This window comes from Pedobacter sp. BAL39 (assembly GCF_000170795.1).
GTDB lineage: Bacteria > Bacteroidota > Bacteroidia > Sphingobacteriales > Sphingobacteriaceae > Pedobacter.
In genome coordinates this window covers 18,863-35,762 of record NZ_ABCM01000001.1, presented here as the reverse complement: position 1 = coordinate 35,762, position 16,900 = coordinate 18,863, and the positions used below count along the sequence as shown (strand labels likewise).

At 45.2% G+C, this 16,900-nt stretch carries 10 protein-coding genes; 7 read left to right on the top strand and 3 right to left on the bottom strand.

From position 1 onward, the window contains the following. Positions 1-23 precede the first annotated feature (23 nt). The 6 genes from PBAL39_RS00140 (at position 24) to PBAL39_RS00115 (ending at position 13,001) form a co-directional block, all read left to right on the top strand. Positions 24-749: a hypothetical protein gene (locus tag PBAL39_RS00140; RefSeq protein ID WP_008236989.1), complete on the top strand. Its 726-nt coding sequence runs from the start codon at positions 24-26 to the stop codon at positions 747-749. Positions 750-784: 35 nt separating this feature from the next. Further along, positions 785-1,288, top strand: coding sequence for a hypothetical protein (locus PBAL39_RS00135; RefSeq protein WP_008236986.1), 504 nt, complete (start codon positions 785-787; stop codon positions 1,286-1,288). 87 nt (positions 1,289-1,375) lie between these two features. Further along, a complete protein-coding gene (locus tag PBAL39_RS00130; protein WP_008236984.1) occupies positions 1,376-5,992 on the top strand; it encodes a hypothetical protein in 4,617 nt (1,538 codons plus the stop codon). A gap of 1 nt (position 5,993) precedes the next feature. Next, positions 5,994-8,189, top strand: coding sequence for a phage tail protein (locus tag PBAL39_RS00125; protein ID WP_008236982.1), 2,196 nt, complete (start codon positions 5,994-5,996; stop codon positions 8,187-8,189). A 2-nt stretch (positions 8,190-8,191) separates the two neighbouring features. Then, on the top strand, positions 8,192-10,960 hold the full coding sequence (locus PBAL39_RS00120) for a DUF6603 domain-containing protein (protein ID WP_008236980.1): 2,769 nt from the start codon (positions 8,192-8,194) through the stop codon (positions 10,958-10,960). 10 nt (positions 10,961-10,970) lie between these two features. Continuing rightward, complete coding sequence (locus tag PBAL39_RS00115) at positions 10,971-13,001, top strand: hypothetical protein (protein ID WP_008236979.1); 2,031 nt, start codon at positions 10,971-10,973, stop codon at positions 12,999-13,001. Here PBAL39_RS00115 and PBAL39_RS00110 read toward each other — a convergent pair. Continuing rightward, positions 12,998-13,615 (bottom strand): response regulator transcription factor, encoded by a 618-nt coding sequence (locus PBAL39_RS00110; RefSeq protein WP_008236977.1) that lies wholly within the window; start codon positions 13,613-13,615, stop codon positions 12,998-13,000. The genes PBAL39_RS00115 and PBAL39_RS00110 overlap by 4 nt on opposite strands. Next, positions 13,608-14,417, bottom strand: coding sequence for a sensor histidine kinase (locus PBAL39_RS00105; protein WP_083801676.1), 810 nt, complete (start codon positions 14,415-14,417; stop codon positions 13,608-13,610). Before PBAL39_RS00105 ends, PBAL39_RS00110 begins: the two co-directional genes overlap by 8 nt. A 212-nt stretch (positions 14,418-14,629) precedes the next feature. Here PBAL39_RS00105 and PBAL39_RS00100 point away from each other — a divergent pair, with 212 nt between their 5' ends. Beyond that, positions 14,630-16,216, top strand: coding sequence for a GxGYxYP domain-containing protein (locus tag PBAL39_RS00100; RefSeq protein WP_008236973.1), 1,587 nt, complete (start codon positions 14,630-14,632; stop codon positions 16,214-16,216). 51 nt (positions 16,217-16,267) lie between these two features. Here PBAL39_RS00100 and PBAL39_RS00095 read toward each other — a convergent pair whose 3' ends face one another. Next, on the bottom strand, positions 16,268-16,702 hold the full coding sequence (locus PBAL39_RS00095) for a VOC family protein (RefSeq protein WP_008236971.1): 435 nt from the start codon (positions 16,700-16,702) through the stop codon (positions 16,268-16,270). Positions 16,703-16,900: the final 198 nt, after the last annotated feature.

Below are 16,900 nucleotides of genomic sequence, written 5' to 3'. Positions count from 1 at the left end.
AATTTTATATAAACCCAAATCATATGGACTTAACAACAATGCAACAAGAAGAAGTATTTAAGAAAATCACTTGGTTCAATAGAGATAAAGGGATTTGTGGTTTCGCGTCCTCTTTCTGTTATTTATATTCCGTCAGCGGATCTCAATTTTTACGTCAAATTCAGATAGAGCATGACAACTCTTCTAAGAACCAGAAATACTTGGCGCTTGTCGAAGAATTTAACAAAAAATTTAAAGATGTTGACCATTTTTCCTGGTTTATTGCTTCCAACGTCATTCGCTGGACAGAGACGCCGGATGCAAATATCCAGGAGCTAAAGGAGTTTGCGATTATATTCAGTCAAGAATTGAAGGCCGGCAGTACATACAATAAGGGAATGGAGTCCCACGATGGAGTTGCCGACTTTTTTATCAAAATAGGAATCCCACTCACACCTGGCAACATCCAAAATATACTTGGAAAGTACCTGCAATCTGATGCTGTTGAAGATTCAATCTCTGGGAAATTCACTGGTCTCGTTGATTATGCCAAAGAAAAACCTGATCTCGTTACCATCATTGGACTCTGTAAAAATGACAAAGCTGATATAGCGATACACTATGGGCTACGGCATTGGGTTTTCAAAAATGCTGCTGAAATATATAATCATGGCGAAATCCAAAGTGCTGAAAGCATTGCTGTGAATTATCCTTTCGTATGCAACTCCATCAAATTAAATAGAAATAGCACCGGAACTCAAATTCGTTAGATATTGATTTTACACATCCTAAAGAATAAAACATTATGGAAAAAGAAACCAACACCAGCTCAGAAAAAACAGGGGGCTCCAAAGTAATCGCTTACGCCGAAGTTGGACTTTGGGGTGGCGACCTCGCCGGAATCATCGATACAGAAAAAAAACATTATGCCCTCAAAACAATAGGTTCAGGCATTAAAGTCGATCAAATAAAATTCAGCGAGGGCGACGAAACGCTGCTTAAAAGTAACCCGGTCCTGGCAAAGCTCATCCCAGCCGGTACCACTGCAAAAATAGGCTTCGAATATCAGGGGAATACGCTTGGCAAGGACAAGGACGATAGCTATATCCGAGCTTTCATAGACATTGAGGCAAGTGAAGAAGAATTGAAGAATAAGCAGATTGGAGACGCTCCTTTTCCAATTACATTGAAAAAACTTGCAGTGGGCTATCTAAAATATGGTAAAGACTCGGACGTAACCGGGGACGATTTTAGGCAATGGCTGGATAAAGAAAAGAAAGAGGTAGCTGCGGTCGGACCTGCAGATTAGCAGGCGGAGTTAAAACCTTCAGCCTCCTCATTAGATCAAGCAGGTAGATGATTCTATCTGCTTTTTTTTTATCAGATTGCCTCCGTCATGTTATTCAAGCTGCCCCTTAAAATCAATAGCCTTTTACTGTCCGTACCCACACAGGTGATCGGCCAGGAAATTGTATTCGAGAATATCCCCTGGTTCAACAAGGATAAAGCGACATTTGTCAACGCACTCAACCCGTTTGTAGCAGAGACTGTTATTCCACGCCCTTTTTCCAATGACAATATGATCGTATTGGAAAAAGGACTCCATTTGCACTGGAACCTTCCCTCCATTCTTAAAACCTTTGATGAAAACGGTCAATTGCCCGAGGTACCCAATAGATGGCTCATCACCAGGGAGCAGGGGGGCAAAACCGCAGATTGGATTGTAGAAAGTGACTATATCTGGGACATCAATGCGACCAATTTTCCCGGAACCGGAATATGCAGCTATCCGCTCCCTACCGGCCCTAAATCATCGGACCTCAAGGAAGGGTTCAGGTTTGATTATGTAGGCAGGAAATACCCGGGTGCTATCATGAAAAATGAAAAGCCGGCCAATTATCTCAGCCACCTCAATGCCCTGGGTTGGGGAACCTTGTCATTTGACACGCATTATGGCAATTGCAGGAGCATATTTGGTTTTCACGATGCTGATTTTGTAGAAGACGAGGATGCCAAATATACAATTACCGGTTTTTACAGCACAAACAAACAGGACAACAATTACTTTAAGAAACTAATTGAGATCAATCAAATCAAGTTTAAAGATCGGGTCAGTAGTATGGACTTGCTCCGGTTTGCTGATCCCGCCGCCCGCCCGCAAGGCCAGCAGGATTTAGCTGAGGAAATTGATAAGGCCATTATTTTCGATGTGGACAATGCTTTGGAATACCTGAACAATAAAGGCGCTTTCTTTGCACTTGAGTATCTGCAATACCTTTCCGACACTGATATCCGCATCCATGACTGGACGGTCAATGATTTCAGTTACGATTTTAAGGACCCTGCCATTGAAACAGTCTGTTGCGGCACATTTGAATATAAAAAGGATGAGAAAAAATGGACAGCAGGGTCCGGCTCAGAACACATTGGCGTTGCCATCGCCAATACGCTTCCCGAGGCCCTGACTGCCGTACTGCTGGAGGACGAAAGTGGGGTGTCGAAAATCATTCAGGAGGAACGACTGGAAGCCATCCTAAATTGGGGCGTGTTAAATGAAAAGAACCTGGATTGGGTCAGCCGTCTGCGCAATTTGCGGCACGAAAACCAGTTCAGGTCGACCCTGGCCAGCAGCAAATGGGAGCTTGTATTTGCCAGCCCTAATGATGGTGGGGCAGAGCTCCCTTCGCCCCCGACAAACATGGAGAAGAAACTTCAGTTATTGAACGAAAGCCAGACTGAGCTCGATCTCGAAAAGAACAATTTATATCATGACATCGAATGTCTGTACCTGGATTGGCATACTTACCTCATGAGCCTGTATGTCTACACTCATGAAGAGGTGCCGAATGCTGCAATCAAGCTGATCCTCGAGAAGAAGTTATTGCCCATCATCACTAAAACTGAAAGCAAGATAAATGTACTGGAGCGGAACATCGGCAGGCTCAAGAAAAATATAACGGACGCGATGGGAACAGCCTTTAGCTTGCGGATCAAAGATGAGTTCCATTACCATGAGCCTATAGCGCCTACAGTCATTCTGTATCAAAACGATAAAAGTGACGCCAAACAGGGGGCTATAGATTATTTAAACAATTCATACAGGGAAGACCATAAAGAAATCTATTTCGAAAGGGGCCAGCTGCAGGATGCAGGTGGGCGGACTGAGGATCCCTTTGAGGTACAGCGATTGCTCAATTTGTGGAACACTTATAAAATAGAGTGGGAGGCGTTTTTTCTTTCAGGTAAGCTTACAGGGCAATCCGGGGATTTCATGCCCGATTCTTTGAGCTCCGGATATGAGCTGGACGATCAATATGCAGACCTGGTTAAAAAGCCGGGCTTGCAAAATTTGGTCTACGCCAGGCATCCAAATCTTTACTATGGGTCTTCCTTTGTCAACGACACGGTAAAAGGCCTGGTCGAAAGCAGGCTCAATACTTTTTTAGCGGGCCAGGATATTTCAAAAGTGCAGATCGACAACAGCAGCAGCGAAAATATGAATAGCCGCAGGGTAGCTTCCGCGAACAAAGCGTACATAGAAAGCATCAAGTCCCGTTTGGAAGGTGTCAAGCTGCTGGAGATCAGCCTTAGTGATTTCAATTACATCTTTACCCAGCGGACAAATGCCCTCAATATCATGCCACTCATCCCGAATGGGTTCAGCGGTCACAGGGAGCTTGCAGCCAGCATCTCCAGGCTCATTAAAAAATATGAAGGCAAATTAAATTTACTGAGCCCCAATTTCAATGCTCAGTTTAACCCTTTTAGAAACGGTGCTTTTAAAATAGACCGGTTGCGCCTTGTGGATACCTTCGGAAGAGACAAGCTGCTGGAGGTGGACAAAGTGTCTACGGTTTACAACCAGGAAATACGGGATAAAAAGAATTGGATGGCCTTGCCGCCAAGGTTGGCACAGCCCTCAGCAATTTCGGCAAAATGGGACAAACATCCGGATACTGCTTTACCCGTTTTTGGCTGGCTCATCGTCAATAAGATCAATAGTAAACTGGATATCTTCAACCATAAAGGAGATTATTTGGGTGCTTTTAACAACTATGGGAAATGGGAATCATCTCCCTTTACCTACCACCTGGCTGCCGAAGAATTTGATGCAGACTTTGAGTTCCTGAATGAAAACAAGTACCTGCAAAAAACATTGAGTTGGCTCTATTCCAAACTGCGCAATAACAGGAAAGCAGTTGAAGATGTCATTAGCCAGGTTGTTTACAGTATGGATAATATCAATCCTGAAGGTACAAACAATCCCTCCCTGGCAGAGAGCCTTTCTACTACCCCGCTGGCCTTAACCAGGGTAGATGTCGAAGTTTCATTGAAGGGGCGTGTCTTTCATGACCTTGGCAAAGAAAGTCAGCAGCTGTTTGCACGAAGTGGCGGACAAAGGAACGACCTGAAACATTCGGAAGTAAGGCTTCCGCTGAGTATTGGCGATCATACCCAGTTCAATGATGGTTGTGTGGCTTACTGGCATTGCAATACAAGCGCTGATGGGGATATCGCTATTTCAGGGCAGCTGTATTTCAACAATCCCGAGCGGGCAGTTCCCGGCAATCTCAAAAGGATCACCACTGCAGTTATTGAACTGGATGCGATTTACCGGGTAAATGCGCCAGCAAAAGCGCTGGGCGATTTTTTAAAAGACCTGTTTTTAGATGATGAAAGGGCATTTATAAGCAAAAGTGATTTTCTTAAATATTATGTTGTCGGAGGAAATGTCGTTTGGCAGAAGTTGATGGACGAAGGGATCCTGGTCGCTTACGAAGCTGCTTCGAGGTTACACTCCAATGATTTAAAGAAATCCGATGTTACCCTTTCAGAAGGAATAAAATTTAAACACGAGGACAGCGATGACTTTTTAAGCCTGTCGCAAAAAAGCCCCCGTTCTTATTTAGTATGGATGTACCCGAAGGGCGACATTTTTATTAAATCTGGAATACTCCCTGTTAAAAAGCTTGAAATGCCCTATAAGGAGATCCGCCAGGCCTTGAAGCAGATTGCCCTTACCTTTTACGCCGGCCCCGTATTGTCGCCCAAAAATCAAATTGAAATGAGCCTCTCGAAGGATAGCCGCTATCACTGGAGCTGGATAGTTCTTAAAAAGAAGAATCCCAAAGAGCCACTTAGTGGCAAAAACCCGCCGCAGAAAATAAGGTTTACACAACTAAGGTCTATCGATCTGGAAAAATGTGATATTGAGCCATTCTTCATGTCGATGGATGACTTGATGAAATTCCTGCTGGACCATAGGATTATTACTGCAGTCAAACCCAGCGTTAAAAATATGCCCGAAGCACATCTCTTGTTAGGGCCTGCAAATGTGCCGGGTCCTTTTGCCAGGTCAATTTACGAATTGCTTGAACTAAAAGCCTATGAACGGCGCTGGCAGAAATTTCAGGTAAATTTTGATGCAGGGTATGCCATTGCCAAAATAAAAGGCACCAGGATTTCAAGCTATAAAAAGGAACTTGCCGAGCAGGGGTTCATCTACGAGGCGCCATTTTTTGAAGATGCAAGGTATGTAGTGGTTACGGATAAATTTTCAAATGGGCCAGGGCCGCTGCTCGACAACTTGTCGCTGCTCGGCGTCGATGAGATGAAAGAGGTCAGGGTCCAGAACATAAGACTCGTTAATGTGGATGAAGGACTTCGGAGGTACCTCAATTTGTCGCTCAGCTCGGAAGCTTACCTGCAGTCTGGATTGTTGGAGACCGGTGAGTTCTTTACTGGCGAGTACATTTATTTTATCAATGAGCAGAAATACCTGGAAACTGAAACGATTTACAACCAATTGCAGGAGATGAACGAAGGCATCTCCGAGAAAAACCGCCGTGAAGTGGAGGGATCGGCGGCAGCAAATGCGCTTGAGAGCTTCGAATTTATCTTAAAAAATAAACAGGCCATTTCATTTATCAATGATTTTAACACCAATAGTGCGGTAGTCCCGGATATCGAAATGAACGAAGGCTGGCTATCCATTCAACCAACCCAACACTAACATGAGCAAAGAAGTTTTTTATTGCCCCCTTGATCAGTTGGACAGCAAAAATAACCTGACCGGCAGCCGGAATGCCTCTCAGCAGGGGCCTGACATCCAACTAGCGCTGGGACAGCCTTTTGAGATCAAATTCGACCGTTTTAAAGGTTCCTTTTTAAGCCTGATGGAAGGTGCTAGCCTCCGCATCGGAGCAGAGGCCGTCCTGTCCTTCAGCAAAGAAAGCTTTACTTTCAATTTTTTCTTCAATTTAAAGGCACGAAAGGAAAATAAACAGGACCTGCATGTGCTATTCGGGGCCCAGCTCGACGAGTATTTGATCAGGTACTTTATTAAAAACCCAACTGGCAGTACCGATGCCAGGATTTTTGTTGAATGTATAGGGATCGGCAATGACGGAAATCCTACAGGAACTTTATTTGTGCTCGACACAGAAATTGAAATCGAGACAGACTTTTGGTACAATTTCAATCTTGAAATCAGTCCTTCTGGTAGGATCGACTTTACAGTGCTTGGTACCTATTCCATTCTCAATGCGGGAGATGCTGAAGAAAACAGCCCGCAAAATAACTACTTCTTCGATTTGTCTGATGAGCTAAATAAAATTCATGCAGACATTACGGTCCAGCTGGCAAAAATAACGTCTTTTATATTTGGGGAAAGAGCCGGCAAATTACAATTTGACCTTTCAGATTTGTATATTTTCAAGGGGATCACTGCTCCTGAACTCAATCAGTATATTGAAAAAGGGCTCAACATTGCTTCGAAATATACTTACAGGACGAAGATCGGCTTTAGCATTGTCACGCGCTTTCAGGATAAAGAATATGAGGGGATCCACGTTATAGACAAGAGCAGCGAGCACTATTTTTTGAGAATTTCGGTCGATAATTACACCCTGGTAAGCCGGGGCAGGGACTCAAAGCTCGTGTTGAAGTTCAAAAAGGGGGTTTTGAAGCAGACAGAGGGACCATCAGCGGACTCAGGCATTACAGAAGAGGCAGATGAAATCCATATCGTGTTAAATCTTTTAGACGGTAAGCTGGAATATAGGCTACCGGACCTCAAGATCAGCAATATCACGCAGGCCAAAGAATTGTTCGTTCAATGCGAACTGTCGAAAGTTACAGTCTTTGAAAATAACTTACCTATAGAGGTTTGCGAGCTACTCAGTATAGACCGGCTGGTGCCGGTTAAAGACCTTTCAGGTGTGTCTTCAGTCCCATTTGAGATTGTAGTACTTGGAGATCAGGAAATCCTGTTTGCCCCGGGTGTCAAAAACTCCTTTGTTGTCAATTTAATAAACGCATCAGACCAGGACCTCATGTTTAACCGATTCCAGGCGCTTCATAGTGGCTCCAGGTTTAAGTTTCGCTCCCGTTTCCTGGAGCAATTGGTCCTGGAAAACTCCTGGGGCGGTATAAAAATCGATATCCAAAAGTTTGAGCAAGCGCAGAAGGGTTTTGAAGGGTCCAAAGATTTTGCTTACGAATACAATTCAGCCACTAATGAAATTATGGTTGCAGCTACCACAAAAAGCAGCCTTTCTCCAGGCAGCATGCTCCGTCTGGTCATTAGCGGGATTCAATTTAAGGAACCGAGTATCGCTTTTCCAGTGGGTAGGTATCCCTTTGACATCAAGTTCGAAAACCTGGAAAACTATAACGATGGGGTGCTGCCTTTTCATCTCGAACTAAAAAGGGCGGCGGCTGCAACAATACTGGATTTCCCGGTAGGGGGTATTGTTGCTTTTTATGGCGAAAAAGTGCCGGACCACTGGTTGCTTTGCGATGGCAAGCCTGTTGACCATTCGTTATACCCGGATTTATACAGGTTGTTGGGAGGAGAGAAAAGGCTGCCCGATTTGAGGGGGCGTTTCCTGGTCGGTGCAGGGAGCAAGTACAGCCTGGGCGATATGGGCGGGGTCGATGAGCTCAGCCTAAACGTTGATCAGATGCCACAGCATGATCACCAAATTAAGGCCGTCAAGAGTTATGAATCACCCTTTAAAGAAGTCAACATGGGTTGGGCAAGGGAGGAAAGCCTGAGGGGCGGCGTATATGGGACTGACCGCGACAATGGTGCCGACAAATATTTTGTGACCAGGTCAAACTCGCCTGTAAAATCTGAGGGCGGGGGAAAAGCACATGAGAATAGACCGCCCTACCTTGCGGTCAATTACATCATTCGCGCAAAATAAGCATGGAAGGGCAAGCTGTTTATTTGTCGCTCGATGTAGTCATTTATGAGCGAACCTTCAGGCTCGAAGGGTTGATCGATAAAGAAAGGACGGTACTGCGCGCATCGGCCAGTGAAGTGAAGCCTATAATTGCGGGGATGACCCGGGATATTGCGATTTTATCTTTCCTGGAGGATATCCTGCCCGATACGGTAGAGTTTAGCCTGATCATGGCAGCGGGCAAGAAAAACTTATTTTCTATATCGGCATCATTCGGCGGGGGAACCGTTGAGATCAGCATTGTGCGGGCAGAAAACTTTAGCATGTTCAGTTTGTGGCTCAATCAGGAATTTTATTTCTCCGATTTACCGCTGGTAGGTGAGTACATTCCCCGGCAGTACCAGTTTATGCATACAGGCCTGGTCTATGTGGCAAAGACAGGCGCAGTGCCCCGTCTGTCTGCAGAAGATTTTTCCGGGATTTCCTTTCCTGCCCTTGAAAAAATAAAGTCCAAAGACAGTCCCTTAAGCTTTGTGGAAGGCGTAAATGCTTTCGTTCATCTCGATGCAGGTGCGGGCGATTCCTTGATCGCATTTCCGGAAGATCTGCTAGTCGAGGGCAAGCCAGCCCCGGAGAGCGATTTGCGCGAATTAAAATCCGGGTCGGCCGAAGAGAAGCCCTCTGCATTGTCCATCACAGAAATCTCCCTGGGAGCAGATTTTGAAAATGGGAACAAGCTCATCAAGATCTTATTGTCCGCCAAACTGGCCATCTCCAAATTCACGTTCGAGGTCATCGGCTTGCAAGTGGGAATAGACCTCGATCAGACGCTGAAAAGCTTAAAGAGCATGAGAGAGCAGCCAGAGAGGAACAAAATGGAGGTTGCAGCCGAGCTGGGCGAGGCGGCGCATTTTTCGATACAGGGGCTATCTTTGCAGTACAGTTCGGCAGCCTTTTCTATGTCGGGCGGATTTTACAGGGAAATAGCAGGTGACAGCGAAGCCTACAATGGCCTGATCGCTATTAAAATAAAGCAAATAGAAATCATTGCCCTGGGTAGTTACGTAAAAGAGAAAAGTTACTCGTCACTTTTCGCTTTTGGCTATCTGGGGATCAGCATTCCGCTTCATCCGGCCTTTGAAATTAAAGGATTTGCATTAGGCTTTGGTTTGAACAGGTCTTTTACGCTACCCGCGATACAGGAAGTAGAAGATTTTCCACTGATCAAAATCGTCCGAAACAATGGCCTCAGGCCGGGCGAAAGTTTGAAAGCTGTTTTTTCAAAACTCCAGCAGTACATCCCTGTAAGAGAAGGCTCCTATGTGGTGATGATTGGTTTGAGGTTTCAATCTTTTAAAATCATCGATACCCTGGCGCTGGCGTCGTTAACCATAGAAAAGGGATTGATGTTCCAGATGCTGGGGCTAAGCGTTATGGAAGTCCCCGGTGTTTACAAGATAAAATTTGCGTTTTCGCTGCAGGCCGATTTTAATTCCGGGGTGGTAATTGCGAGAGGGGAAATCACCAGGGGCAGCTATCTTTTGTTTCCGGAGGTACAGCTCCAGGGAAGTTTTGTATTTGCGATGTGGTTTTCAGGAAGTGTGAAAGGGGATTTTCTATTTACCATAGGGGGCTATCACCCCAATTTTAAAGTTCCAAAACATTATCCGGAGGCTGTGGAGCTGAGCAGGCTGGGCTTTGCTTTGCGGCGGGGAAATTTATCGGCGAACCTGGGTATGTATTTTGCGCTTACACCGCAGGCGATCATGTTTGGGCTGATTGGGAATTTGCATTACAGCATGGACCTTTCCAAGGACGTGACGATCGATTATTGGATTGGTTCCAAAACCTTTACGTTTACGATCGGGGTTGAGGTTGACATCAAGCTGGAGGCCCATCTGATCTTGTTTTGGAAGCCCTTCAGTTACCGTGCAGAACTGGAACTGTTGTTTCACGTGAGGCTGTATGCCGATTTCAGCCTGTTTTCTGTGAACATCCATGTGAGCTTACAGGCTAAGTTAAGCATTTGGGGGCCCGATTTGGCGGGAATCGCCTCATTGAGCGTCGCGGGGTACTATTTTACGGTACGGTTTGGCGAAGCCAGTGCTGAAGGCAGGCAACTGAGTAAGGAAGCCTTCGTCAAAGAATTCATTCCGGAAGACCATTTGAAGCTGAGCATTACAGCCGGTAAAATTTCGGAGGACATGGTAGATCCGGTAAACTTTGTTCTTGAGTTGGGCAGCCAGATCCCCATCTCCGAAATCAGCATTGAGGGCGGAGCGCGCATCAGCGGCCATGAGGCATTCGGCGCCAATTGCGAAGGGTGTGAAGGAATTGCCTTTTCTCATGGAGTAACCATAGAAATCATGAACGGATGGCAGCGGGAAACACAATGGCAAATCGAGCCCATCCGGCAGAATATGCCAAAAGCATTGTGGAGCCTCCAGAAGCTGAGTCAGTCGTCGGTCCTCAGCAGCGAAGGCTTAATGAAAAACCTCACAACGGGGCTTAGGATCAGATTTCCGGAGCCCGCGAAGGGCAGCAGGCTGAAGTTGGAGGAAATAAGCGCCTTCGAGGAAACGGAGTATCAATACCGCGAGGAAGAACAAAAAAAGACATGGATCATGGAGCATAGTGAAGCAGGCGATCACATTCTAAGCATTGATTTAGAAGTTCAGCGGGACGATTTTGACTTCATACTCCCGGTGGATGAGGCAGATACTACAGACCTCGTTAATAAGGTCGAGGCCTATACTTATAACACGGACTTTAAGATTTTCAGATATTCATAAGCTCAACAACATGGCTCAAAAAAGCATTTTCATTGAATCGGCGCGTATGCCTTCCGTATCAGCAGGTGAGTATAGGATTAAGGTAATATCGCGCAATGAATTGCTGCCCGGTGTTTCAGAGATCGCATTTAAGGTTTCCGGCTATAGCGATCGCATTCCGGCAAATGAAATTTTATCGGTATATCCGCCCAGATCGGGGATCGGGAACTATGCGGGCAGCTTTCCGAACGTGCAATTTCGGCGGAGTTCGCTTCCCTGGGATTTCAAAAACGATGATCCGCAAGGAGAGCGGGCACCTTACCTGTTCCTTAGCATTTTTGAGGAATCGGAGATGGATTTTGAGGGTAAATCAAATGATCCTTCCCGGGTTTTATATCGACAGGGCAATGGCGACCAGCTGGAGATGGGCGATGAAAATAATAAAATATTCAACTATCTGGAGGTTCCGCGGCAATTGGAGGTGACCCTGCCAGGGGCGACAGAGATGAAGTATTTGTCGCACGTGAGAGTGGGGCAGGACGAAGATAGTGAGCCTGAAAATGCGCAGCAGGATACGGCCGTTGTTATCGCAAAGCGAATGGTACAGCCAAACAAAAGGTACCATGCCTTTGTGGGCGCCTATCTTTTGAAAGAAGGAGACCGTTATTCTTTATCGCTCAAAAAGAATGAAAATGCAGTCAACCATTTAATCATTTTATCCGAATGGCAATTCGAATCTACCCATCACGATGCTTATCAATACAACGAAAGTAAATTTGAGGGCTTAAAGTCGGTCGCCGCCATAAAATCGCGGAAGACAAAACATCCCGTTTTAGAAGGAGAAGAAAAGTTGCTCAAATATCTGAAACGTGCAAGTAAGCAGTATGCAGAGATATTGGCACAATTGGAAAGTGGTGGAGAGGAAAGGTCGGCCATGCTTTCCCTGTTAAAGTACGAAGGGAAAACGCTGAGGGGCATGCTTCAGGAGCTGCAATTTTCAGAATTGAGTTACCGCCTGTCCCAGGTCTCGGTGCGTCGTGAAGTAAATGACCTGATTTCTATAGGAAAAATCCCATTGCTGCATCGACTTAAATCGGGCGGTAAGACGGTATCCTGGTACCAGGGGCCTTTCGTGCGCAGTCATCACGCTTTGTCGTTCAAAGGCTTGAGCGGTTCGCCTGATATTGGATTTGATTTGGGCGAGGATGTACCGGATCATTCAGAGCGGCTGATATTCTACAACGAGCAGAGCAAGATGCTGGATATGGGCTATGCGGCGGCCTGGCAATTGGGCAGGATTTTGGCGATCAACAACCCTAAAATCCTGAAAGAGATTAAGAACTGGAAATATCAATTGCAGTTGGGCAAGTTAATGGCAGCTCAAAATGAAGAATATAGTCCATTAAATTTTATACCAGATTTTAGTGTAAGGAAACTTCCCGAATTGAGCAGAAACTTTGTGATGGACCTATTGAGGTTCAATGATTTTCCTTATTACTACTTACTCCCTCATCATAGCCTTCTTCCGGATAAGACGGTAAGGTATTTCAAGCTTGATAATTCCTGGATGATTTCCTTACTTTTTGGTGCATTTAGTATCGGGGAATCTTTTTCTATCCAGGAATTCAGAAGCTATGTGCTGAACGATGCTGTGATCAGGACTTGTTTTGATTTCCGCAAGGACTATTTTGGAGTATTGATCCATTCTGAAATTCTCGAAAACTGGCCGCAGTTGAACGTTGAAGTCAATGATCAGGCAGCATACATTTATACAACAGATCTTGCTGCGGGAGTGAGGTTGCTGATGAGTGATCAGGAATTGAGCAAGGTGTCGATCTTTTCGGAGCGTGAGCATGGGCATTTCGCTGTAGAAATTCCCGAGGAAAATGCATCAGCAGAAATGGCAGCAGATACTGGACTACTCTCGTTTACAAAAAATGGGGCGATCGTCAATTATGCGATTTCCGGATATCAGGGAGATGCTAGGCACAATAGAATGCCATTCGATTTGTTATCTAAACCACCGAAAGTAATTTTCGAGATATTGAAAGCAAGTATTTAGCGTTTTATATTGCTGAGGGCCCATTTCAATAGTGCATTTTTTTCCTTGGGCAAGCGCAGTTTGCTGATAATGCGGCTGCGGTGTCCTTCCACTGTTTTTTCGGCAAGAAAAAGTGATTCGCCAATCTGCTTACTTGTTTTTTGTCCGGCCACGAGGGCAACGATCCTGCGCTCGATCGGCGACAAGCTTTCATCGCTTATAGCCGAAGCATCGGCTACATGGCTGGCGTCCAGATATTTGCTTTTGTAGTGCAAACCGCCAGATACTGCCCGGATGCAGTCGGCCAATTCTGTATCGGCATGTTCCTTCAGTAGGTATCCGGATAGCTTATAGTTTAAAGCGCGTTTATATATAGCCGCTTCCCGGTGCATGGTGAGCAGGATTACCCGGGTGTATGCTTGTTGCTGATGCAGCTTTTGCAGGATATCGACTCCATCTATTCCCGGCATATTGATGTCGAGAATGGCCATGTCAGGCCTTAACTGCTGGATCAAATTGAGCGCTACAAGACCATTTGCGCAGGTTCCAACCACCCGATAGCCCAGGAGTTCCACGTAGGCTTTGGTACCCATGAGGGTGAGGGGGTAATCATCGGCTATCAGGATTCTAACCATGGGTTTTAGGGATTTGTATGTTAATTTTTGTGCCTTTTGGTGATGAGGTGATTTTAGCCTCTCCGCCGCATACTTTGCTTCTTTCGAGGATATTATGGAGGCCAAATGCATCGCCTTGTTGTAATTTTTGCTTAATGTTAAATCCCTTGCCATCATCTTCGATCGTTACACGTAACCCATTTGGGTGCTCTGTAATTTCTATCCATGCATGGAGTGCATCTGCATATTTGATGGTGTTGGATAGCGCTTCCTGTAAAATCCTGTAAATCTGAAGTTCTACATCTGTTGGCATGCTTTCCCTGTAGTTTGAGTCGATGTTCAGCTGCAAGCCATGAACATGCAGGATGCGTTCGGTCATCTGTTCGAGGCTGAGCAGCAAACCCACCTTTTCAAATAGTACGGGATGTAAGTCGCGGCTAACACTGCGGATTTCATTGATAATGCGGTCGACATGGCTTTTCAACTCGGGCTTGTCCTGCAAGGTCGATTTGAGTGCGAGTAACTCCTGCGTAACTCCATCATGGAGGTCGGCAGCAATTCTTTTACGTTCCTTTTCTGAATTTTCGAATAGTTTTTCTGTGAACCAGCGGGCCTGTTTGTTTCGTTTTTGGAATTGGGCCTTTTGTTGTTTAAAGGAATAGATGTAGAAGGATATGCAAATGATAACGAGTGCGAGGAATAGCAAGCCATTGTATTGCTGCTGCTCGTACATTTGCCTACCTAAATCCGGGGATTTGTCATTACATCCAATGAGTAAAAGCGGCAAGAGTAGTGAGCAAGGTAATACTTTAGAGGCGGTCATGCAGATTGTTGGTTATACAAAACTACGTATTAAATTTAAAAAATGACGTATTTCTGCTGGCGAGAGGGCGATGTGGAACTGATGCCGGTGTAAATCTCATCAGCAGTTTTAATTCATTAATTCCTCTAGGATACAACTTATCCATTATTATGGTATATTTCTGCCGGACATTGTCCATAATAGAAATGAATTAATCTCTATAATTACCTACAATGAAACGGATCAGACTGCAGATTGTAACCTTTCTTTTACTTCAATTGCTTGTTGCGCCATCCATCGCACAGATCAGGTGGCCGGCTGATCAGTTGCTGCCATCCTTTCCGGTCACAGCGCCGACCCTGGATCTGATCAAACTCCGTCAAAATTCTGCTTACACAGCAGCGGAAATGTACCTGTTCGCTTCGTTAAAGGGTCTGGTAAACAGCACAAAACCACGTATTTTCTCCTATGAAGGTAATGCTTCTGGTGAAGGCCCATATACCTGGCTGGAGTCACTGGATCTGAAGTGGTCCGAACCCTCAGACAAATGGGACCTGATCACTAAATACCGCAACGAAATTTCAGGTTTGATCGTTTATGATACCGCCGAAATCCATACCGTAAATCTGGCCACGGTCATCTCGAAAAGCAAAAGAGCATTGATTGTCTCCCCCTTATTGCTGCCCAAATTAACCGCCCCTCCTTATAATTTGCCGATTTTGGTCGATCTTCGGGGGAAATTTGACAACAAGCTGAAGGTGTACCAGTCATTATATGACACTTATTGGCCACATCTTGATCACCGTTTGTTAATTGGCCTGAATCCGAAAGCCCATAAGGCAGCCCTTCGTGAATATGCAGTAGCTTTGGGCACAGGAGTAGTGTGGCTTGATCCCAAAGTGAGCGGCGAGAGTGAACTGCTGGACAAATTTTTATCGTCTATGTCGCCTGGTGCAAGCTACATGGGCTGGTGGCCGGAGGAAGCACCGGGTATCACAAGAGCTTCGAAGTATGGCATTGCAACTATCGCCAGCGACTGGTGTTTTAACTTAACCGTATTTAGTGGTACCTCAAGGACCATTAATATAAAACCAATACCCCCCAAACCTGCATTGCAGAATAAGATCTATGTCGCCTTTATCCTGAGTGATGGAGATAATTTACAATTTACGGAACACCTTATGCGTAAACTGTGGAGCAACCCGGACCGGGGCAAAGTGCCAATGGGATGGACCGTATCACCTGCGATGCTGGATGCCATGCCTGGCGCGTTGAATTATTACCATCAAACATCAACTACCAATGACAACCTGATCTCCGGACCTTCCGGTTATGGGTATACCTACCCCAATACCTGGTCTGACGAAAATCTGCTGAAAAAGTTTGTCTTAAAAACTGAAGAATATAACAACCGTGCCGGGTTGCGGGTGATCACGATCTGGAACACCATCACCGGGGGTATCGACCCTAATGTTGGGAAGATCTATGCTGGTCAGGCAACATCCCTCCTTGGTGTGACTGCCCAGAACACTGGTGGCGGACTAACTGTTTATAACAACAGCTTACCGGGAATGGCACTTTCATGTAACTATTGTACAAATGAGCAGGCAATGAAAGATCACATCAAAAGGGCTGCGGCAGGTTGGGATGGCCATTCACCTCGGTTTGTAATCATCCAGGCGCAGCCCTGGGAAGGTGTATCGCCAACAAGTTTTAAGAATGTAGCACAATCACTCAATAAAGACTATATGGTCGTTCGCCCCGATCATCTTTTTCAGCTTATTCGTGAGGAGAAAGGCATTGAAATTAATCCCTTGTAAATAGACGTTATAAAAAATCGGTTTTGTAAGGGTGCATCGTGGAGTGTTCCGTTAACGGTTGTCATTTGGATCAAATTCCACAATCCATTCAATTCCATACTTGTCTCTAAACATTCCGGCGTACGTACCCCATGGAGTATCGCCAATGGGCCCTTCAATAGCTCCTCCGGCCGACAGTCCGTTAAAAACATGATCCGCTTCTTCGCGGCTTTCTGCGCTTACGGCTATTTTTGACCGGTTCTCATTTTCGTTCGTCGGTCCCATCATTTCCGGAACATCATTGGCAACCAGCACATTGTTTTTTCCAATAGGCAAGGAAATGTACATGATCTTATCTGCCTCAATTTCTGATACCGGAAATTCAGCGCTTGCTAAATCTCTGAAACGAACGACTTTTCCAAACTCGCTTCCAAAAACTGATTTGTAAAAATGGAATGCTTCTTCTGCGTTTCCATTAAAATTGATCCAGGGATTTATTGCTTTCATAGTTTTACATTTAAAATGTTAATTCGTTATTCCTGTTCACTATAGAGCTACTTGATTGCCGTTTTAGACCCTTCCAGCTGTGCAGGCAATGCAATATCTGTTTTATAATGCCGTTAGGCTGCATTTTTCTACAGTATAAACCTACTGTAAAGGTTGTTGTTATTCAAAACATATCGAAGGGGAGTTTGTGACAAAAAT

Bases quoted from the DNA above. Each gene is read 5' to 3' on its own strand.
- PBAL39_RS00125 (WP_008236982.1), top strand. From the start codon at position 5,994: ATGAGCAAAGAAGTTTTTTATTGCCCCCTTGATCAGTTGGACAGCAAA.
- PBAL39_RS00120 (WP_008236980.1), top strand. From the start codon at position 8,192: ATGGAAGGGCAAGCTGTTTATTTGTCGCTCGATGTAGTCATTTATGAG.
- PBAL39_RS00135 (WP_008236986.1), top strand. From the start codon at position 785: ATGGAAAAAGAAACCAACACCAGCTCAGAAAAAACAGGGGGCTCCAAA.
- PBAL39_RS00110 (WP_008236977.1), bottom strand. From the start codon at position 13,615: ATGGTTAGAATCCTGATAGCCGATGATTACCCCCTCACCCTCATGGGT.
- PBAL39_RS00140 (WP_008236989.1), top strand. From the start codon at position 24: ATGGACTTAACAACAATGCAACAAGAAGAAGTATTTAAGAAAATCACT.
- PBAL39_RS00100 (WP_008236973.1), top strand. From the start codon at position 14,630: ATGAAACGGATCAGACTGCAGATTGTAACCTTTCTTTTACTTCAATTG.
- PBAL39_RS00130 (WP_008236984.1), top strand. From the start codon at position 1,376: ATGTTATTCAAGCTGCCCCTTAAAATCAATAGCCTTTTACTGTCCGTA.
- PBAL39_RS00115 (WP_008236979.1), top strand. From the start codon at position 10,971: ATGGCTCAAAAAAGCATTTTCATTGAATCGGCGCGTATGCCTTCCGTA.
- PBAL39_RS00095 (WP_008236971.1), bottom strand. From the start codon at position 16,702: ATGAAAGCAATAAATCCCTGGATCAATTTTAATGGAAACGCAGAAGAA.
- PBAL39_RS00105 (WP_083801676.1), bottom strand. From the start codon at position 14,417: ATGACCGCCTCTAAAGTATTACCTTGCTCACTACTCTTGCCGCTTTTA.